This window comes from Bacillus sp. SKDU12 (genome assembly GCF_010093085.1).
GTDB classification, from domain to species: Bacteria; Bacillota; Bacilli; order Bacillales; family Bacillaceae; genus Bacillus; species Bacillus mexicanus.
The window spans coordinates 34,295-55,313 of record NZ_MSRC01000015.1 but is presented as its reverse complement, the minus strand read 5'-3'; the positions used below and the strand labels follow the sequence as shown (position 1 = coordinate 55,313).

Below are 21,019 nucleotides of genomic sequence, written 5' to 3'. Positions count from 1 at the left end.
GAGCCAGGATCAAACTCTCCGATAAGTGGATCACAGGTTAAGTCCACCGCATCATGCGGCGACGCCTGTGTGACCTACATCATGCAGGCCTAGTTTGACTGACTACGCACATCGCTGTGCGATTTGTTTAAAACTGAATTAACAGGTACGTTTTGTCTTGTTTAGTTTTCAAAGATCATTTTGTTTCGTTTGCCGACTTCGTTTGAGCGACTTTATTATTATAACTCGATGCCTAAGTGAAGTCAACAACTTTTTTGAATTTCTTTTTTTCGTTATCGCCTTGTTTAGCGGCAACGAATAATAATATACCACCTTATAAATAATAGTGCAATAGTTTTTCAAAAGAAACATTTAGAAATTTAAAAAGAGCGGATCCCTTCATTGAGAAAGGATCCGCTCTTCTTTATTAGCGTTGTCTCATTTGCGGGAATAACAGCACGTCGCGAATAGAAGGAGCGTTCGTCAGCAGCATAACCAGTCGGTCGATACCGATACCTAAGCCTCCTGTTGGCGGCATTCCGTATTCCAGTGCTTCAACAAAGTCTTCGTCCATTAGATGAGCTTCATCATTACCGGCTTCACGCTCTTTCAATTGCTCTTCAAAGCGTTCTCTTTGATCAATAGGATCATTTAGCTCTGTAAATGCATTTGCATGTTCACGGCCAACGATAAACAGTTCAAAACGGTCTGTAAAACGCGGGTCCTCTGGGTTTTTCTTCGCTAGAGGAGAAATTTCTACAGGGTGACCATAAATAAATGTCGGCTGAATAAGCGTTTCTTCAATTTTTTGTTCGAAGAATTCATTGATAATATGACCTACTGTCATAGAGTCTTTAATCTCGACGCCATGCTCCTTTGCATAGCCACGCGCCTGTTCAACCGTAACCTCTTCCCAGAAATCCACACCGGTTGCTTCTTTAACTGCGTCAACCATATGCATTCTTTTCCACTCAGGTTTAAGGTTGATTTGTTCTTCACCATATTGGATTGTAGTTGTTCCAAGAACTTCTTGGGCGATATGAGCAACAAGATTTTCAGTTAAGCTCATAATATCTTTATAGTCCGCATATGCTTCATATAACTCAATCATCGTGAATTCAGGGTTATGGCGTGTAGAGACACCCTCATTACGGAAAACACGGCCGATTTCATAAACTTTTTCTAAGCCGCCGACGATCAGGCGCTTTAGGTGCAATTCGATTGCAATACGCATGTAGAGCGGAATATCTAACGCATTGTGGTGCGTAATAAATGGACGCGCAGAAGCTCCCCCAGGAATGCTGTGCATAGTCGGTGTTTCTACTTCTAAGTATCCATGATCATCAAGGTATCTTCTCATAGCTTGAATAATCTTGCTTCGTGTGATGAACGTATGTTTGCTCTCCGGATTTACGATAAGATCCAGATAACGCTGACGATAGCGCTGCTCAACGTCTTTTAGACCATGGTATTTATCAGGGAGCGGACGAAGTGCTTTTGTCAGCAATTCAAAAGAAGTTGCTTTAACAGACAATTCGCCTACATTTGTTTTGAAGACTTTTCCAGTCACTCCAATAAGATCGCCGAGGTCTGAAGACTTGAAGATTTCGTATTGTTCGTCACCAACACTGTCTTTTCTTACATAGATTTGGATTTGACCCTCTAAATCTTGAAGATGCGCAAAGCCAGCTTTTCCCTTGCCGCGTTTTGTCATCATACGGCCTGCGATTGTGACTTCAATCGCTTTTTCTTCTAACTCTTCTTTTGTTAGCTCTTGATATGCTGAAATAACTTCCTGAGACTGGTGAGTTCTTTCAAAACGCGCGCCGAATGGATCGATGCCGTTATCTCTCAGCTGATTCATTTTTTCTCGTCTGACTTGCAGCTGGTCGTTTAATTCTTCATGGTTATGCTCTTCTTGACTCATTATTATCACTCCATTACAGATATTGTACATAAAAAAAGCAGAAAAACTGCCAGCGCAAAAACTGGCAGTGAGCAGCAAACAGAGATGAGTATTAACCTACTTTTGCTTCTTGAAGCTCTTTTGCCTCAGCTTCAACCACAAATGCATCTAATAGCTGTACAAGCTCTTCTCTTGTCTCGCAATGATTGATTCCATTACGAACCTCCGCATTGCCTCTAACGCCTTTCAGATACCATGCAGCATGCTTTCTCATTTCTCTTACCGCTACGTTTTCACCTTTTAAGTTAATCAGGCGGTCAAGGTGCAGTTTACATACCGCCATTTTTTCGCGTACTTGCGGCTCTTCTTTTAATTCACCTGTTTCCAGGTATTGAACCGTACGGTAAATCATCCACGGGTTGCCCAGTGCGGCGCGTCCGATCATGACACCGTCTACTCCTGTTTCATCGAGCATACGTTTAGCATCCTGCGGCGTCTTGACATCGCCGTTTCCGATAACCGGAATCGATACTGATTGTTTTACTTCTTTAATAATGTCCCAGTTTGCCGTTCCTTCGTACATCTGAACTCTTGTACGGCCGTGAAGCGCCACTGCTTTTCCGCCCGCGCGCTCTACAGCCTGTGCATTTTTCACTGCGAAAACATGGTCTTCGTCCCAACCCATTCTCATTTTCACTGTAACTGGTTTATCAACGGCATCCACTACTGCAGAAACCATTTCGTAAATTTTATCAGGATCGAGAAGCCATCTGGCACCCGCGTCACATTTTGTAATCTTCGGCACAGGACATCCCATATTAATATCAATAATATCAGCAGTTGTGTTTTGATCTACAAACTTGGCCGCTTCCACAAGGGTATCTTTCTTCCCTCCAAAAATTTGAAGGCTGAGCGGTTTTTCACGTTCATCAATGTAAAGCATGCCCATGGTTTTTGCATTGTTGTAAAGGATTGCTTTATCACTGACCATTTCAGCGCATACCAATCCGGCTCCAAATTCCTTTACAGTCAATCTGAGTGCTGAATTGCAGACACCAGCCATAGGGGCAAGCACAACCCTGTTTTTCAATTGAATATCCCCGATTTTAAACATCTTTGACCTCCCTTCATTTATTATCTTTTTCTGGCGGCGCAAATTCGTCCGCGCTTATATTTAAAACATCTGCTGCACCTTGAATGATGGCAGCTGACGGCAATCGGTTTCCGCGTTCAATTTCGCCGAGAATAGAAACTGATATACCTAACGCTTTTGCAAATCCTTCTTGAGTATAACCTTTCAGCTTTCTGAATGCACGAATTCGTCTACCCCAGATTTCTGCCTCCATACTCTTACACCTTCTTGGTTTGTTTCCGCGCTCGTTGCCTCTGCTTCAACCTGCGGGCATATCTCCGCAAGCGGCGCAAGGACAAACAAACGCTCATACATTCTCGGATGCGGAACTATTAGTTGCTCTGTTTCAATATTTTCACGATTAAACAGCAAAATGTCAAGGTCTGCCGTCCGCGGTCCCCATCTTACTTCTCTTGTTCTGCCTAGTTCATTTTCTATATGCTGGGTCAGTTCAAGAAGTTCAAAAGGGTTCAGCGATGTCTTGATTTCAACAGCCATATTTAAGAATTCATCTTGGTCTTCGTATCCGACCGGGTCAGTTTCGTAAATGGACGACACTTTAGTGACTGTCACTGCATCATGCTGATGCAGCAATGCCACCGCTTGCCTTAAATACGTTTCTCTATTTCCAATGTTGGATCCAAGTGCAATATAAGCTATGTTGTTCATGATTTTTTTCTCGTGATTTCAATTGCTACTGATTTATAGTGTCCGGGAATCGGCGGGTCTGGCTTAATCACTTTCACAGTACATTGCTGCACTGGCTGAAATTTTTTGAGCACCGTGTCTGCAATGCGTTCTGCCAGCGTTTCTACTAATTTTACAGGCTCCCCTTCTACGATATCCTTACATACGTGATAGAGCTCAGCGTAGTTAATTGTTTGTTCAAGGTCATCTGTTTGTCCGGCTTTGCTTAAATCCAGCTCAGCAGTTAAATCCACTTTAAATCGCTGCCCTAGCTTATTTTCTTCTTTGAATACACCGTGGTATCCGTAAAACTCCATGCCTTCTACGTAGACTTTATCCATGGTGCACCCCTCCCTTATTCAGCATTACGTCCATCATTTTCGCCATTCTGGCAATTTGTTTCACGTCATGGACCCTGACAATGTCGCAGCCTTTTTGAATGCCGAGACACACAGTTGCACCCGTTCCCTCAGCCCTCTCCTCGGGCGGAAGATCAAGAACATGCCCAATGAACCTTTTTCGGGAGGTTGCCAGAAGAACTGGATACCCCAGTCCGCTCAAAATCTCGAGCTTGTTCATCACTGCCAGGTTATCATGATAGGTTTTCGCAAACCCAATGCCCGGATCAAGGATAATGTTTTTCTCCTCTACTCCCGCCTCAACAGCGATTTTTACACTCTCCATTAAGTCCGACAGCATATCCGGTAATAAGTCATCGTAATTTCTTTTAGGGCGGTTATGCATGAGTACAATGGGAACATTGTGTGCGGCTGCAACGGAAGCCATTTTCGGATCATGTTTCGCACCCCAAATATCATTGATGATGGATGCGCCGGCTTTCACAGCTTCATCTGCGACAGAAGCCTTGTACGTATCTATAGAAATCGGCACGCCCAGTTCTTTTGTGATCCGCTCAATCACCGGGATGACTCTGGACATCTCTTCATCCTCAGTCACGAATTCAGCGCCAGGCCTTGTCGACTCTCCTCCAATATCAATAATATGAGCACCGTCATCGATCATCTCTTGCGCGTGCAAGACTGCCTTGTCCAAGCTGTCATATTTTCCGCCGTCCGAGAAAGAGTCAGGCGTTACGTTTAAAATCCCCATCACCAGTGTCTTCTCTTTATATGATAAAGCGCTGGGTCTTGTCTGGATTACTTGTGTTTGGTCTATCGTTTGCTGCGCCATTCTCTTCCTCCCTTTTCATAAATCATGTTCTTTATTTCTTTTTTATATAGCGTTTGAAGAGCAGAGACTGCTTCTCCGCTTTGGCCCGCATAATTTGCTTCGTCTATTTTAGTGAACGGGATGATTTCAAGAACCGAGTTCGTCACCCACGCTTCATCAGCTGCCAAAAGAGATTCTTGCTCATATCGTCCCGTTTTGAGATCGAGCCCTATCTTCTTAGCATTTCCCATAACAAAACGTCTTGTGACACCGTCCAGAATACCTGTATCAAGTGACGGGGTATAAATACAGCTGTCTTTCCGCCAGAAAACATTTGATATGATGCCCTCGGCAACAGCTCCATCCTCCGTTAAGAAAATCCCTTCAATACGAGGATCATTTCCGATTTCTCTTTTCGCATACATATTATTTAAATAATGATGAGATTTTAACCGAAATGGCCCCTCTGGTGTGTTTCTCCGTAACGATAAAATCTTTCCTTCTTTTTGCGAAGGAAGGCTTTCTGGTTTCAGCTGGTTCATAAAGCATAAAACGGTGGGCTTATCATATGTCTGGGAGACAAAGCCTTTGTCACTGATCCCGGCTGATATGTCCAGTCTTACGCGGGCATTGCCATCCTTGATATCATTCAGTCGAAGCAGCTTGTCCAGCATCTCATGAATCTCATGCTTCGAAACAGTATATTCAATTTGCAGATCGTTAAGCGCCCGCTCAAGCCTTTTTATATGCCAATCAAATAAAAATGGACAGCCCTCGTAGAGCCTGAAGGTTTCGAAAACACCGATCCCATATAAAAATCCATGGTCAAAAGGAGAAAGAACTGCATCTTTCTCCTCTATATACCGGCCGTTCATATATATCATCACGCAATAACATCCTTGCGGTATGTCTCAATGAAATTTCTGAGCATTTCTTTCCCAAAAGAAGTCATAATAGACTCCGGGTGAAATTGCACACCCTCAATCGGGAGATCATTGTGGCGAATCGCCATAATTTCTCCTTCTTTCGTTTCGGCTGTTACTGTAAAGCAGCTTGGCAGGGTCTCAGGTTTTACGATCAGCGAGTGATAGCGAGTCGCGACAAGAGGGTTTTTTAAACCTTCAAAAATCGTCTTGCCATCATGCTTAATATCAGAGGTTTTCCCGTGCATAAGCCGTTCTGCCCTAATCACGTCACCGCCAAACACTTGGGCGATGGACTGATGTCCGAGGCATACACCAAAAACGGGAATTTTCCCTGCAAAGTGTTTAATAGCTTCAAGGCTGATCCCCGCCTCATCAGGACTGCACGGACCAGGTGAAATCATTAGAAAGTCCGGAGACAGTTCTTCAATTTCTTCGATTGTGATTTCGTCATTGCGTTTCACAATCAATTCTTCCCCGAGCTCGCCCAAATACTGTACCAAGTTGTACGTGAATGAATCGTAGTTATCAATCATTAAAATCATTTCTCCGCTCACCTCATCTAATTTTTGTCTCTTCTTTGCTCAGCTCTAACGCCTTTTGCATCGCAAAAGCTTTTTTGAACGATTCTCTGTATTCATGCTTTGGAACGGAATCAATCACTACTCCTGCGCCGGACTGCATAAAAGCCTTTCCTCCGGTTGCGTAAATGGTTCGAATGACGATATTAAACTGCAAATCATGATTATATCCGAACCACCCTATAGATCCAGTATAAAGCCCTCGGCGTGTCGGCTCAAGTTCTTCTATAATTTCCATCGTTCTTACTTTGGGAGCACCTGTAATGGTCCCGCCGGGAAATACGGCGTGAATAATGTCTACAGCATCGTATCCGTCCTGCAGTTCGCCTTGGACGTTAGATACAATGTGCATCACATGCGAATATTTTTCAATCGCCATGAACTCGTTCACACGCACAGACCCGTAACGTGATACTCGTCCCAAATCATTTCGCTCAAGATCAACCAGCATGACATGTTCAGCACGTTCTTTTTCATTATGAATTAATTCATTTGCCAGTGCTTCATCTTCTTCATCCGTTACCCCTCTGGAACGGGTGCCTGCAATCGGCCTCGTCTCTAATAGCTTGTCTTTTTTGCTGACAAGCAGTTCAGGCGATCCGCAAATAATTTGGAAATCAGGTGTTTCTAAATAGGCCATGTAAGGAGAAGGGTTTACTGCTCGCAGGGTCTTGTAAATTTGATATGGATGGGCAGACAGTGACTGGGACTGCCTTATTGATAAATTGACTTGAAAGACATCTCCGCTGGCAATGTACTGTTTGATTTTCTCTACAGCTTGTGAAAATCCTTCCTCAGTAAATGGCGCTGCAAAGGAGCCATCTATTTCATTGTTCCTCTCTCGCGAAGAGACAGCAGGAATCTCAGACAGCCACATTCGTTCCAACTCGTTTAACTTCACATCAGCAGAGTTGTTATCAGTGCCATTCATATGAGTAATCAGCCATAGAGTCTCTTCTTGATGGTCATAAACTGCTATATCATCAAAAACAAGAAAATAAATATCGGGTGTTTCAAGATCATCTAATGAAAGCATTTTAAAATTTTCAATGTAACGCGCGTAATCATAGCTGAGAAACCCGATTGCCCCGCCTTGAAAATCCGGAAGCTCGTGATCTGTTTCTGTTTCCAGCGTTTGAAACCATTTGTGGAAGGCGCGTAATGGATCACCTTCTTCAAAAAGCACTTCGCCTCCATGCTTAATAGTGGTCATTCCATCTTTACCTTTTACAGTTGCAATTGGATCAAGACCGGCTATGCTGTATCTGCCGCCTCTTGCGCTTTCAAGAAGCACATGCTGTTTTCTGGATTGTGCAAGTTTTTCAAATTGTTGTAAGAATGAGTCTTTTTGAAAGGTAATTTTTTTACCTGCCGGTCTGCGTTGTGCCATTTATATCATTCCTCTATTTTCTTTTTTCTTGTTTTTTATTGTAAAGCAATCTTGTTAGTGAAAAAAGTGAATTTCTCTTCCAAGAATAACATTCGTCGCAAACAGGACATATTTGATGCACAAATATAAAAAAACTCCCGGCGGGCCGGGAGTTTGCTTTTTAATCGAATTGATACAGCGGCGTGCTTAGATAACGTTCGCCGTTACTTGGAAGGATGGCTAAAACCTTTTTGCCTTTTCCGAGTTTTTTCGCTACTTGAAGAGCCGCATAAATTGCTGCACCTGATGAGATGCCTCCGAGAATTCCTTCTTCACGTGCAGCTCTGCGTGCATACTCGAATGCTTCTTCATTTTTCACAGGGAAGATTTCATCATATACTTCAGTGTTTAAGATGTCCGGCACAAATCCAGCTCCGATTCCCTGAATTTTATGAGGGCCCGGCTTTCCTCCTGAAAGCACTGGCGAGTCTGACGGTTCAACAGCGTAAATTTTGATGGAAGGATATGCTTCCTTGAGAACTTCGCCCGCTCCCGTAATCGTTCCGCCTGTGCCGATACCGGCCACAAATGCGTCAAGCTGGTCATCACCGAATTGCTCAACGATTTCTTTACCTGTGGTTTGGCGGTGAACTTCTGGGTTAGAAGGGTTATTAAACTGCTGAGGCACAAAGTATCCGTGCTTTTCAGCAAGCTCTTCAGCTTTCTGAATCGCGCCTTTCATGCCTTCCGCTCCAGGAGTCAGCACAAGCTCGGCACCGTATGCGCGAAGAAGGTTGCGGCGCTCCATGCTCATTGTATCAGGCATAACCAAAATGGCTTTTAATCCTTTAGCAGCAGCAACCATCGCAAGCCCAATTCCTGTATTTCCGCTTGTCGGTTCAATGATTGTATCACCGGCTTTTAATTTTCCTTCTTTTTCAGCGGCTTCAATCATAGCTAATCCGATACGGTCTTTTACGCTGCTTCCAGGGTTCATGTATTCAAGCTTTAGGTATACATCCGCACTGTTTTCGTCTGCTAGGCGATTTAATTTAACGATTGGTGTATTCCCAATTAATTCAGTAATGGAGTTTGCTACACGTACCATTCTCGACACCTCAATTTCCGACTATTTGTATTGGTATTATGTATATAATCTATCAATTTCAAAATTTTTTGTCAATCACTTAGTACTTTTTTCCCCATAAAACCATGATACATCGGCTTCTTTCCAAAGAGTTTTGACGGTCGCCTTATCGCCTAGCTGATCCATTGCGATTTGCCTTCTAATCTGATCCTTTACTTCATCATATGAGAATGTTCTTGCCTTTAGTTTTTCTTTCAGCTGAATCACAGCATATCCGTTACTGACTTTTATCGGTTTTTCGGACCATTCATCCGCTTTGAGTGTTTTTGCTTCTTCAATATATGCTGATGGAATGTTGTCTGATGCTTCTGTGACAAAGCCTAAGTCTCCGCCGTATGATGAGGTATACCTATCTGTAGACCTTTCTGCCGCGATAGCTTCAAAGCTTGATCCGCCTTTCAGCTCTTTCAAAACCTCACTCGCTTCTTCTTCATTTTTCACAACAATATGCCGAATTCGATACGAATCATCAAACTGATACAGTTCTTTATTTTTATTATAGAATGATTTCAATTCTTTGTTTGAGATATCAATATCCCTTGTTAACAATTCTTCAAGGAGGATATTATAACGAATTTGGTCTTTCCACTCTTTTCCGGTTGTGTGTTCGTCTTCGTAAAAGGAATTGTTGACTGCTTTAACCAACAAAAACTCACGATCAATTTCATTTTTAGATACTTTAAGGTTGTTCTTTTTGGCTAGCTGCTCAACGACTCGGACATTAATCATATCTTCAAGCGTCGACTTTCCATATTGGTCTTCCATTTCTTTCAGCCATTCTTCTCTTGTCACACTTTTGTCTCCGATCATCGCAATAGACTCACCGGACGGCGATGCGCCAGCTTGGGATTTCGTCAGCGTGTATGCAACTGAAATACAGCAAACTAACAGCACCCCTAAAATAATGGTCCAGATTGTTCTTGATTTCAAACCTGCTCTCAGCCCCTTCTCTTCATTTCAAAAAAACCCGCTAATGAGCTTAGCGGGTAGTTTGGTCACAAAGCCCTTCCAGCTCTTCTTTTGTAAATAAGTACTTTTCATTACAAAAATGGCATACTGCTTCGGCTTGTCCATCTTCTTCTATCATATCTTGAATTTCTTTTTTGCCTAGTCCTAAAATGGCTGTTTCGAAACGTTCTTTTGAACAAGGACAATGGAATGAAACAGGCATCGTTTCCAAAATCTCAGGCTTCTCGCCTAGAACCTCTTCTAAAATTTCTTCCGGTGTCAGCCCTTTTTGGATGAGCTTTGAAATTGGCTCTACTTGAGATAGGCGCTGTTCAATTCTTGTGATGGTTTCATCGTCAGTTCCCGGCATAAGCTGAATAATAAAGCCTCCTGCCGCAAGAATCGAGTTATCAGGATTTACGAGCACACCTACACCCACTGATGAAGGAACCTGTTCAGATGACACAAGATAGTAAGTGAAATCATCTCCTAGTTCTCCTGAAACGATTTCTACCTGTCCTGTGAAGAACTCGCGCAAGCCTAAATCTTTTACAACGCTTAATGTGCCGCTAGTTCCAACTGCACGTCTGACATCAAGCTTACCCTGTTCATTTAAATCAAAATGAACTTGCGGGTTAGAGACGTATGCTCTGACTTCCCCTTTTGCATTGGCATCAGCTACAATGGCTCCGATCGGTCCTCCGCCCTCGATTTTCACTGTCAGCTTATCTTCGCCCTTCAGCATAGCACCGAGCATAAGTGAAGCTGTCATTGTCCGTCCCAAAGCAGCGGATGCTGTCGGCCACGTACCGTGGCGTCTTTGTCCCTCATTTACCATATCTGTTGTTTTCGCTGCATAAGCGCGGATTTTTCCGTCATACGCAAGTGCTTTTACTAAATAATCCATTACAAAACCTCCTATACACTTCCTACGCGGTTTCGTTCGTAAATCAATTCCAGCCCTTTTAGGGTTAAGAAAGGATCCACGATGTCTATACAATCTGATTCGTTTGAAATAAGCGGCGCAAGTCCTCCCGTCGCAATAACCTTTGGTTCCTGCTTTACCTGCCATTTCATCCGCTTGACGATTCCTTCTACTTGACCGACATAGCCAAATAAAATCCCAGATTGCATCGCGCTTACAGTGTTTTTTCCGATAATATTGTCAGGCCGGGTGATTTCGATGCGCGGAAGCTTTGCCGCACGTGAATAAAGCGCCTCTGTCGAAATCGTAATCCCAGGAGCAATCGCCCCGCCCATGTATTGTTTGTTTTCATCAATATAGCAGTACGTTGTGGCAGTTCCGAAATCGACAACAATTAACGGATTGCCGTATAAGTGTATCGCCGCAACTGCATTTACGATTCTGTCCGCTCCCACTTCTTTGGGATTATCATATTTTATGTTTAAACCTGTTTTCACACCCGGACCGACAATTTGCGGTTCGATATGAAAGTATTTTGTGCACATTCTTTCTAAAGCAAACATAATCGGCGGCACTACTGATGAAATGATAATGCCATCTATCTGTTCAAACATAAGTCCGGAATGCTCAAATAAGGAGCGCAAAACCATTCCAAACTCGTCCTCTGTTTTATGCCTGCTTGTTTCTATACGCCAGTGATATTCTAATTTTCCATCATGATATACACCAAGTACAGTATTGGTGTTCCCCACATCGATAACCAGCAACAATCTCTATCACCACTTTTGAATAGTTTCTCTCTTTACTTTTTACAAACATTCTACAATACAATACACGATCAGCGGCTCTTTTGTAAACAAATCGATACCAGAATTGGATGATTGTAAAAGGCGCAGCCAAACGCATAATTCGCATAAAAAAACTGCCAGCGTCAGCCGGCAGTTTTTACAAGGAAAACAGATTACTCTTTTGTATCTTCTTTCTTTTCTTCTGTTTTTGTCAGAATGTTTACTTTTACCTCATCGTTCTTTTCATCATCAGAGAAATTGCGTTCAGGCAATGCTCCATGATCGACAAGGTGTTTGATTTGTTCAGCGTCAAGCGTTTCAACTTTTAGTAGCGTTTGAGCAATCAATTCAAGCTTATCACGATTTTCAGTCAGAATTTGTTTCGCACGCACATAACATTCTTTAATGATACGCTGAATTTCCTGATCAATTTCGTAAGCGATTTGATCACTGTAATTTTGCTCGTTGTTGAAATCACGGCCTAAGAATACCTGACCGCCCTGAGACTGTCCAAATTGAAGAGGTCCCAGTTTTTCTGACATACCGAATTCTGTAACCATTCGTCTAGCAATATTCGTCGCACGCTGGAAGTCATTGTGCGCTCCTGTGCTGACTTCACCAAAGATAATTTCTTCAGCGACACGTCCGCCCAAGAGACCGACAATTTTATCAAGCAGCTCCGGCTTTGTCTGGAAGTAACGATCTTCTCTTGGAAGCATAACCGCATAACCGCCAGCTTGACCCCGAGGAACAATCGTCACTTTATGAACCATATCAGCCTCATCTAAAACGAGTCCGATCACGGTGTGTCCGCCTTCGTGATAAGCCACGATATTGCGTTCTTTCTTGGAGATGACACGGCTCTTCTTAGCAGGTCCGGCAATGACACGGTCCGTCGCTTCGTCAATATCACGCGCATCGATTTTTTTCTTGTTTTGACGAGCCGCCACAAGTGCAGCTTCATTCAATAGATTTTCTAAATCTGCGCCTGAGAAACCTGGTGTTCTCATAGCAATTGATTTCAAGTTAACCGTTTCATCCAGCGGTTTATTTCTCGCATGGACTTTCAATACAGCTTCACGGCCAATAACATCTGGTCGATCTACTGTAATCTGACGGTCAAAACGTCCCGGACGGAGTAAGGCTGGGTCCAAGATGTCCGCACGGTTCGTCGCGGCAATGATGATGATTCCTTCATTGGCGCTGAATCCGTCCATCTCAACAAGCAATTGGTTAAGCGTTTGTTCACGTTCATCGTGTCCTCCGCCAAGGCCCGCGCCACGTTGGCGTCCGACCGCGTCAATTTCATCGATGAAAATCAAACAAGGCGCATTCTTCTTCGCATTTTCAAACAAATCACGCACACGGGAAGCACCGACACCTACAAACATTTCAACGAAATCAGATCCGCTGATGCTGAAGAAAGGTACGCCAGCTTCACCCGCACAAGCTTTTGCAAGCAATGTTTTACCGGTACCCGGAGGTCCGACTAAAAGTACACCTTTTGGAATTCTTGCACCAAGCTCAGCAAACTTGCGAGGGTCTTTTAGAAAATCAACAACTTCAACGAGCTCTTGTTTTTCTTCGTCAGCCCCTGCAACGTCTTTAAATTTGACGCGTTTCTTTTCCTCTGTATACAGCTTCGCCTTGCTCTTACCAAAGTTCATGACACGGCTGCCGCCGCCTTGAGCCTGATTAAGCAGGAAGAAAAACAGAATGAAGATAATGACAAACGGGATAATGGTCGTCAGGAATGTCACCCATCCGCTTGTTTCTTGAGCGGGCTCAACCTTTACGTCTGTCTTTTTCAAAGCATCAAAAATCTGGTCTGACCCCTTTCCTTCAGGAACATGAGTCAAAAAGTATTGATCTTTGTCGTATTTTTTCAGCTGTCCTTTTACCTCATAAACACCTCTGACAGGCTGAACCGATACGCTATCAACTTTCCCGTCATCCAGGTTTTTGATAAACGTACTGTACGACATATTTTCTGTTTTCGGATTTGAGGTCTGGAAGTAGCTCACAACCCCGATTACTACTAATAAAATAAGTAAATAAAAAATGGTATTACGGAAGACCCGATTCATTCCTTACCTCCTCCCACAGTAAGCACAACTATGTTCAATAGTACCATAGAAAATCATTCCAATACAAACAATAACCATCTCGGAAGCAGGTTGCCGATCAGCTTTCATAAACTGCCGGTTTTAACACTCCGATGTAAGGCAGATTGCGATAGCGCTCAGCATAATCAAGTCCGTAACCCACTACAAACGCGTCGGGAACTTCAAAACCTACAAAGTCTGCTTTGATGTCCGCTTTTCTTCCGCTCGGTTTATCCAAAAGGGTAACAATCTTAATTGATTTTGCTTTACGGTATCGGAAGAGCTCTACTAGATAACTTAAGGTTAACCCACTGTCGATAATATCTTCAATAATTAAGATGTCCCGGCCCTCTACAGATGTATCCAAATCTTTAATGATTTTTACTTCTCCAGAAGAAACCGTAGAATTTCCGTAGCTTGATACATCCATGAAATCCATTTCCAAATATGTATCAATATGCTTGATAAGATCCGCCATAAAAGGAAGCGCTCCTTTTAACACACCGATTGCCAACGGAAATGTATCTTGATACTCGCTCGTTAACTCTGTGCCTAACTCTTTTACTTTCTCCTGTATCTCTTCCTCTGAGATCAGTACTTTCTCGATATCATGTTTCATCATGATTTTGCTTGCCCCCTACACTTTTCATGCTGTCTATATTGTAATACAATGCGGTCGCTGTTTGGAATCACAAGATCTTCAAAAATTGATTTTTTCAAGCCCGGTATCCAGATAATTTCACCGCTTGCATCCGTTACAATCGGCCAGTTGTCTCTTTCTCGGAGAGGCACTTTCTTATCAATAAATATATCCTTTACCTTTTTTGAGCCGTTCATCCCTTTTAGTTTGATCCGGTCTCCAGCTTTTCTCTTCCGGATCGTTAAGGGAAATCGCACCTTTTTTTCACTTGTAATAAAAACAGCATTCCCATGTTCTTCAGGCGGATCCGCATAACGCTTAGCCTCTATAAGAAATCCATTGGGGAGCACTGCCGTTTCATCAGCAGCTCCGCTTAATTGGTATTCAAAGGGAACATTTTCACACTGCCATTGTTCAAATGTAAACAAACATGTCTGATATGATTTGACCACCTTCAGTCCTTTCGGAAAGTCTAATACTCCTGAAGGACCGCCTTTTTCCGCCCAATCGAGAAACTGCTGAATGTGATGAGCCGAAAAGGATGATGGAATGTTTTCATAAAGATAGTTTAATATTAGTTGAACTCCTCTTCTTTGTAAAGGCATCGGGAGGGCAAGCAATTGAGAGGAATTGATTTCAACTGATGTATTAGACTGGCTTGTGATTACTTTATTCATTTCATCTTTCGTTAATGACTGTAAGAATTGCTCATCTTCCGTCAGTGCTTCACTCACTTTTTGAAACCTTTTATGCACATCCGGCGATTCCTGTTTTAAAAACGGGAGCACGGTTTTTCTGAATCTGTTTCTTGTGTAGTCATCTTTGGCGTTGCTTTCGTCTGTCCGGTAGCTCAAGCCGTTAACACGGCAGTAGTGGAGGATTTCTTCTTTTGTAATGGTTAAGAACGGCCTCATGATCTGCCCCGGCCCAAAACGTCTGACAGGCTGCATTCCCGCAAGCCCTGCTCCAAGCGTGCCCTTAGCCACTCTCATAAGCATCGTTTCAACCTGGTCATCACCATGATGCGCAAGCGCCAGATAGTCGGCTTGATGCATCAACATGATGTCCTCAAAAAACTGATAGCGGCAATCACGTGCCGCCGCCTGCTTATTGAGGCCTTTTTCCCGCGCGTATTCGGTTACATTGATTTGAGCCGTTTCGCACTTGAGCTGTTCAGCCTTACAATAAGCTTGTACGAAACGCATGTCTTCCTCGGATTCTGCGCCCCTGAACCGGTGGTCGACATGAGCCGCAATGATATTTGTTGAATCGCCGCATAACGTATGCAGTACGTGAAGAAGAGCCATGGAGTCCGGACCGCCGGAAACGCCTACAATAATTGTCGCCCCTTTTAACGTAAGATTGTGTTTGTTTAAAAAATCTTTGACACTTTTCACAATGTCCTCCTCACAATGAGCAGGTTTTTTAAAGATATTCATATCCTATCACTTTCAATCCTTCCAAGCAAAGAAGAAGCATAGGTCTTGCAGATTGCGCGATTCAGATTAAGAAAAAGATAATATAGGCAAAATAAAGCGCCAAAACGCTGATTACGATAAGTGTTGTTTCAAATAATCCCCCCGATTTAACCTGCTTCTGTTTAGGGATGTATCGCGTCTTCGCTGCTTTCCCTTGGCGCGGCTTTTGCGGCCTGTGTCTTGTGACGGACTGCGGGGCTGCTTTTACACCTTGTTTTCTCCGTGCTGGCATTTGTCCCGCATCAAGCATATCCTTCTTCATTTCATCCGCGGATTGATAATCTCCCTTCAGTGCTAAAAAAAGCACTTTTTTATACTTTTTCAGAAGCGGGTGTCCTTCGATTAGGGAGCTAAGTTGTTCCTTAGGCTGGTTTGTTTTCTTGAATTCTTTTTTATACACACTGTTAATCATAATCATGGCAACTGCAAACAGATCGTAGGAAGGCGCTGCTTTTCTTGTTCCATACCCCCAATAGCCTCTGTCGTAAAACTCGGTGTACTCTTTTATCGCTCGGCCTTCCTTTGTCGTCCCGCCTACATCAACACAGCGAATTCTTGCGGGCGGCCCGGTTACGATCAGATTATCAGGTTTAAGATCACCAAATATCCATCCTTGCTGGTGAAGCACCGATAAGCTGGACAACAGCTGAACCATCAATACCGGTATCCATTCTGCTCCTTTCTCATTCACATAATCCAAAAGCAGCGGTCCTTTTATGTATTCCATTGCATAAAATGAAACTTTTATATTGGCACTCGGGATATAAGCATCATCCGTATCAAAAAAAGAAGGCCCCATCGTGACAGACTGGGCCTTCGAGAAAGATTTCAAGACATTCACTTCAGACGTAATAGACAAGCTGTCATCACTCACCTTTAAGGCAACATGTCCATCTGATGCTTCTGCCAAATACACAATTCCATTGGCCCCTTTTCCAAGCTGTTTACGCAATGTATATGTGTTACCGTTCCATTTGCCTTTGAGTGTCACACCCGGCTTGAGGCTATATGCCAAACTCGTCAAAGCTTCGTTCATCATCTGCCAGCATGCTCCTTCTTGAGCGAATTTTTTCAAATTGCATTGTCGCTTCACGTATCGCCGGACCTGTTGGTGTGATGCCGCCTGTCGAAAGCTTTGCAAAGAGTGTGGAAAGAGATTGCAGCTTCGGTGTCCAGTTCAGCACAAGTTCAACTTCTTGTTTTTTCCCGGGAAATATACACATCGCAAATTCGTTATTCCCGATTCGGGAATTGAGACTGACAGACAAATCAATCAGTGCCTCTTTTACTGTAGGAAGCTTAGGCGCCATACTTGCACTTGTATCAACAAGAACTAAAACCTGAAGATGCACCGTTTCTCCAAGCTCATCTACCACTTCCATGACTTCACCGCGTTTTTCTGGAGAAAGCTCTTCCATTTCCACATTCTTTCCAAGAATTTGTTTCAGTTCTTGATTGACTACACCTTGCAAGGTTTGCGTCATCGCTTTTTTTGTTACCATTTGAACGGTTTGCGAGAGCTGAGATGCATACACGACCTGATGCACGCCGCCTCCTGCCAGGGCAATCCCTTCGACTTCCTTGATTGCTTCAGAGTCAATTTGGTTTTCTTCCATTATCCCTATGACATTTACCGTAATCCCCTGCTCTTTAGCAAAAGCAGCCATTGCAAGAGGGTCTTCCCCATGGTTCGAGCAGCCATCCGTTATCAGTAAAATTTGATTTAAATGTCCGTTATTCACATTCATTCCTCCTGGAGAATACGAGGATTCTCAGATTCATATATTCCCATCTTCGCCAGAAGGAATTTGATTTATACGAATGCGTTATGAAATTTCTTGTTTGTTTTGAAAGATGGCTGGAACAGGAATGGATGCCCACTTTGGTGTATTATGGTCAATCCGGACGGCAACCACTGTCATATCATCCTCAATTTGGCCCGATCTTGTGCGAATGACTTCCTCCATGAGCAAATCAGCAATCTCCTGCGGGTCATTTGTTTTTAACCCTTTCATTTTGCGTTTCATCCATAAATCATGATTTTCTACATGCTTAGGACCCTCAAAAATGCCGTCACTCATCATAATCAAAAGATCGCCCGCTTTCAGCTGCTCGCTCACAACCTCCACATCAAACTCATTAATAATACCGATCGGCAGATTGCTCGCCTGAACTTTCATTATCTGATCGCCCCGCTTGATAAAGCTTGGCGTCGATCCGACCTTCAAAAATTTACAGCTGGCATCTTGAAGATCGATAATAGATAGGTCAAGTGTGGAATATATCTCGTCAGTTGTCCTCAAGGACAGTATGCTGTTGATCGTTTTAATAGCTATTTTTTCATCAATGCCGGATTCAAGGATTTTTTCAAGAAGCTTGATCGTTTCATTGCTTTCAAAATGCGCTCTTGCGCCATTACCCATTCCGTCACTGATTGCCGCTGCATATTTTCTGGCTCCTAGCTCCATCATGCTGTAGCTGTCGCCGGAGACAAGGCCGCCGCCCTTCGCAGCGTGGGCCGCACCTGTAGATACCCTGTATGATTTTGTTGATCCAAAAGCGACATGACTGTATCCATTCGGATGCGGAGAGTGCTGTTCGGCTTTCACAAGAATTTGCTCCTCCAAAATATCAGAAAGCATAGGCGCAATGATTTTTTCACTTTCTCCATGTCCGCTAAATGGTATGGTCATTTCGATATCGATATTTCCTTGTTCAAGACTATAGATCTCCACGTGCTGAATCTCGATTCCAAAATGCTGAAGCGCCTCTATGATTTGTTCTTCTTGAAGAAAGTGCTGTTCACGCTCTCTTTTTATTTCCCGAGAAAAGTCTGCCATGACCTCAGAAACACCTAAAAGCTGTTCAGCTACCAGACGCCTGCTGTCCTGCACTTTTTTCTTAAGCGTCAAATGGGCATGGTGATGCGCGAGTTCATCCTCAATCAGCTCTTCAACCTGCTTTGATTTAGAGCAATGCTGATGAAACTCTTTTTTCAGCCTTCGGTTTGATGCATATCCTTTTTCTTCTGTTTCAAGCATAACTTGTTTCATTAAGTCATATGTTTTATCAAAGTTCTGTACCCAGCACTTGTTTTTCTTGTAGCACGTCTGACAGGAGTGCTCCGTGATCTTGCTTAAAAACAAATCAACTTCACTATCACCTGTCTGTTCGTCTGATGCTTGATAAAAGGTTGCAAAGCTTTCAGACAACGCGTGGAATACATTGGAGAACTGATCTACCTTTTGAGCAGTAACGTCTCTGATTTTTCTAGCATATTGCTGCTGCTCTTGAAGATGTTCCACAGTTCCCGGGATATATCTCGCCACTTTTTTTGTGATTGATTGAGGTGTAAGCAAAAACAGGCCGACTGCGATTAATGACTCATAAAGTGTGGTCATCAAACCGGCAGAGCCTTCACCATATAAGGAAATAAGAAGTGATCCAACGATCAGCCCGATTGCCGCGCCCGCTTTTTTCCCTTCCTTCAGCAATCCGCCTAATAAACCGGAGAAAGCAAGGAGGCTCATTTGATAGAGGTTTCCGATATTTGCCAAACCAAGAATTAGACCAGTCACGACACCAACCGTACAGCCAATGCTCGCTCCGCCAATAAAGGAAAAACTCAATACAACATAACGCGCCAGTATGTGTTCTGCCTGCATTCCTTGGTAGGACAAGCCGGCAAGCCCTGTCAAAACGGAAGCAATAAGGATCATAAAGCAAATGATTTCTTCTATTTTTAATGACTGTTTTACCTTTTTGACAGTGAAAATCGGAAGACTCTGAAGAAAAATAAGCGTTAAAATAAAGGATAATCCAGCTTCAACGACAGCCATCACATAGTCATATGTAGTAAACGCGCCATTTTGAGCGTAAACAAACCCAGCTCTTGCTGCTGTCATGGAGAAGAATACGACAATCGGAAGTGCCTTCACGCGATCGTCGGTGATGAAGGCGGCTACTTTGGAAAATATGAAGAATGCCAACAATGCCGCTAATATGAGCAATGAGTGTTTAGGAGAAATAGTAAGTGCACCTGTAAGCACAGCCAGCACTGCATAAAGCGCCTTATCTCTTCTGATTAGAAGCATCGCGCCAAAGAAAGGCAGCGCAAAAGGAAGCACCTCGGATAGTATGAATGCCCGTCCAAGCAAAAAACCGATGACAACATAAATGAACCCTTTATAGAAAAACAGCGAATGCGAATATTGAGTCACCAGCTTCGCGCTCCTGTTGAAAAACGATTGGAGTTTTTCCAAAGCTTGTCCCGCCATTGGCCCGTTCACTCTTCTTTCTGCTTTTTCCATTCCTCTCATCTCCTACCTGTTATATTCGTTGCCTGTCATTATAGCGAAAGTACAGATAGGATTTTGTCAAAAGAAGGTAACAATACTAAAGAAATCTTCGACGGTTTCTGCCTAGATATTCATTTATCAAAAGAATTTCTGGAATACTGTCTAAAAATGAAAAAATCGGTTTCTGCAAGAGAAACCGATTTTTTCTAGATGACCCGTACGGGATTCGAACCCGTGTTACCGCCGTGAAAGGGCGGTGTCTTAACCGCTTGACCAACGGGCCAAACAAATATGGTAGCGGCGGAGGGGATCGAACCCCCGACCTCACGGGTATGAACCGTACGCTCTAGCCAGCTGAGCTACACCGCCATAATGTTTGGTGCTTTTAAGCACAAGATATATAATACAAAGGTTTGTCCCTTTCGTCAACAGAAACTTAAATGTTATAATATTCTGATTTTTTAACTGGGTGAGGATAATAAAAAAAGCACCCGTCGGGATGAGCGGATGCTTCATTTATTTATAGAAAGCAGCAAGTTATCCTCTTCTTGCTCCGCGCCCTCCACGTTTTGATTCCGTATTGCGTTTTAAAGATGACAAGCGATCTTCGCTGTCTTTTAAAAACTTATTCATTTTCTGTTCAAAAGATTCTTTCGGACGGAAATCATTTCTAGGTCTGGCTTGCGGACGGTCTTTAGCTTTTTTAATTGATAAACCAATTTTCCCGTCTTTTTCAACGTTGATGACTTTCACTTCAACTTGGTCGCCGACTTTTAAGTGATCGTTAATGTCTTTGACATAGTTATCAGCTACCTCACTGATGTGAACGAGACCGGTTGAGCCTCCAGGCAATTCAACAAATGCTCCAAAATTTGTAATACCTGTAATTTTCCCTTGCAACTTGCTGCCAACTTCAATCGACATAAAAAAAGTGCTCCTCCTT

The 21,019-nt window shown here is 43.2% G+C and carries 20 protein-coding genes and 2 tRNA genes; all 22 read right to left on the bottom strand.

The genetic code is table 11. From position 1 onward, the window contains the following. Positions 1-406: 406 nt before the first annotated feature. Entirely contained in the window at positions 407-1,906 is a 1,500-nt protein-coding gene (lysS, locus tag BTW01_RS12705; protein ID WP_162103327.1) for a lysine--tRNA ligase, read from the bottom strand. Positions 1,907-1,997: 91 nt separating this feature from the next. Next, positions 1,998-2,999, bottom strand: a complete 1,002-nt coding sequence (dusB, locus tag BTW01_RS12700; RefSeq protein WP_162103326.1) for a tRNA dihydrouridine synthase DusB — start codon at positions 2,997-2,999, stop codon at positions 1,998-2,000. Positions 3,000-3,012: 13 nt separating this feature from the next. After that, positions 3,013-3,231 (bottom strand): helix-turn-helix domain-containing protein, encoded by a 219-nt coding sequence (locus BTW01_RS12695; protein ID WP_162103325.1) that lies wholly within the window; start codon positions 3,229-3,231, stop codon positions 3,013-3,015. Then, positions 3,183-3,686: a 2-amino-4-hydroxy-6-hydroxymethyldihydropteridine diphosphokinase gene (folK, locus tag BTW01_RS12690; RefSeq protein ID WP_162103324.1), complete on the bottom strand. Its 504-nt coding sequence runs from the start codon at positions 3,684-3,686 to the stop codon at positions 3,183-3,185. The genes BTW01_RS12695 and folK overlap by 49 nt, the downstream gene beginning before the upstream one ends. Next, positions 3,683-4,045 carry a dihydroneopterin aldolase gene (folB, locus tag BTW01_RS12685; protein WP_003242079.1) on the bottom strand — a complete coding sequence of 121 codons (363 nt, stop codon included), beginning with the start codon at positions 4,043-4,045 and terminating at the stop codon, positions 3,683-3,685. The genes folK and folB overlap by 4 nt, the downstream gene beginning before the upstream one ends. Continuing rightward, positions 4,038-4,895, bottom strand: coding sequence for a dihydropteroate synthase (gene folP / locus BTW01_RS12680; RefSeq protein ID WP_162103323.1), 858 nt, complete (start codon positions 4,893-4,895; stop codon positions 4,038-4,040). Before folP ends, folB begins: the two co-directional genes overlap by 8 nt. Then, positions 4,877-5,758, bottom strand: coding sequence for an aminodeoxychorismate lyase (gene pabC / locus BTW01_RS12675; RefSeq protein ID WP_162103329.1), 882 nt, complete (start codon positions 5,756-5,758; stop codon positions 4,877-4,879). Before pabC ends, folP begins: the two co-directional genes overlap by 19 nt. Beyond that, positions 5,758-6,342 carry an aminodeoxychorismate/anthranilate synthase component II gene (gene pabA / locus BTW01_RS12670; protein ID WP_162103322.1) on the bottom strand — a complete coding sequence of 195 codons (585 nt, stop codon included), beginning with the start codon at positions 6,340-6,342 and terminating at the stop codon, positions 5,758-5,760. The genes pabC and pabA overlap by 1 nt, the downstream gene beginning before the upstream one ends. A 13-nt stretch (positions 6,343-6,355) precedes the next feature. Further along, positions 6,356-7,768 (bottom strand): anthranilate synthase component I family protein, encoded by a 1,413-nt coding sequence (locus BTW01_RS12665; RefSeq protein WP_162103321.1) that lies wholly within the window; start codon positions 7,766-7,768, stop codon positions 6,356-6,358. Between the two features lie 160 nt (positions 7,769-7,928). Beyond that, complete coding sequence (gene cysK / locus BTW01_RS12660; protein ID WP_162103320.1) at positions 7,929-8,855, bottom strand: cysteine synthase A; 927 nt, start codon at positions 8,853-8,855, stop codon at positions 7,929-7,931. Between the two features lie 75 nt (positions 8,856-8,930). Continuing rightward, a complete protein-coding gene (locus tag BTW01_RS12655) occupies positions 8,931-9,824 on the bottom strand; it encodes a peptidyl-prolyl cis-trans isomerase (RefSeq protein WP_162103319.1) in 894 nt (297 codons plus the stop codon). A gap of 49 nt (positions 9,825-9,873) precedes the next feature. Beyond that, positions 9,874-10,749 (bottom strand): redox-regulated molecular chaperone HslO, encoded by an 876-nt coding sequence (gene hslO / locus BTW01_RS12650; RefSeq protein WP_162103318.1) that lies wholly within the window; start codon positions 10,747-10,749, stop codon positions 9,874-9,876. A gap of 11 nt (positions 10,750-10,760) precedes the next feature. Next, positions 10,761-11,537: a type III pantothenate kinase gene (locus BTW01_RS12645; protein ID WP_162103317.1), complete on the bottom strand. Its 777-nt coding sequence runs from the start codon at positions 11,535-11,537 to the stop codon at positions 10,761-10,763. A 191-nt stretch (positions 11,538-11,728) separates the two neighbouring features. Next, positions 11,729-13,642 carry an ATP-dependent zinc metalloprotease FtsH gene (gene ftsH, locus BTW01_RS12640; protein WP_162103316.1) on the bottom strand — a complete coding sequence of 638 codons (1,914 nt, stop codon included), beginning with the start codon at positions 13,640-13,642 and terminating at the stop codon, positions 11,729-11,731. Positions 13,643-13,739: 97 nt separating this feature from the next. Further along, positions 13,740-14,282 (bottom strand): hypoxanthine phosphoribosyltransferase, encoded by a 543-nt coding sequence (gene hpt / locus BTW01_RS12635; protein WP_003218388.1) that lies wholly within the window; start codon positions 14,280-14,282, stop codon positions 13,740-13,742. Further along, the gene (gene tilS / locus BTW01_RS12630) at positions 14,279-15,697 is read right to left on the bottom strand and encodes a tRNA lysidine(34) synthetase TilS (protein WP_162103315.1); all 1,419 of its coding nucleotides are present in this window, start codon (positions 15,695-15,697) and stop codon (positions 14,279-14,281) included. The genes hpt and tilS overlap by 4 nt, the downstream gene beginning before the upstream one ends. A gap of 103 nt (positions 15,698-15,800) precedes the next feature. After that, entirely contained in the window at positions 15,801-16,817 is a 1,017-nt protein-coding gene (locus BTW01_RS12625) for a protein kinase domain-containing protein (RefSeq protein WP_162103314.1), read from the bottom strand. After that, positions 16,783-17,520 carry a VWA domain-containing protein gene (locus BTW01_RS12620; RefSeq protein ID WP_162103313.1) on the bottom strand — a complete coding sequence of 246 codons (738 nt, stop codon included), beginning with the start codon at positions 17,518-17,520 and terminating at the stop codon, positions 16,783-16,785. Before BTW01_RS12620 ends, BTW01_RS12625 begins: the two co-directional genes overlap by 35 nt. 84 nt (positions 17,521-17,604) lie before the next feature. Continuing rightward, on the bottom strand, positions 17,605-20,088 hold the full coding sequence (spoIIE, locus tag BTW01_RS12615; RefSeq protein ID WP_162103312.1) for a stage II sporulation protein E: 2,484 nt from the start codon (positions 20,086-20,088) through the stop codon (positions 17,605-17,607). Positions 20,089-20,287: 199 nt separating this feature from the next. After that, a tRNA-Glu gene (locus BTW01_RS12610) sits at positions 20,288-20,359 on the bottom strand. Positions 20,360-20,368: 9 nt separating this feature from the next. After that, positions 20,369-20,445 (bottom strand) — tRNA-Met (locus tag BTW01_RS12605). A gap of 168 nt (positions 20,446-20,613) precedes the next feature. Further along, the gene (locus BTW01_RS12600; protein WP_003218379.1) at positions 20,614-21,000 is read right to left on the bottom strand and encodes a S1 domain-containing RNA-binding protein; all 387 of its coding nucleotides are present in this window, start codon (positions 20,998-21,000) and stop codon (positions 20,614-20,616) included. Between the last annotated feature and the right edge of the window lie 19 nt (positions 21,001-21,019).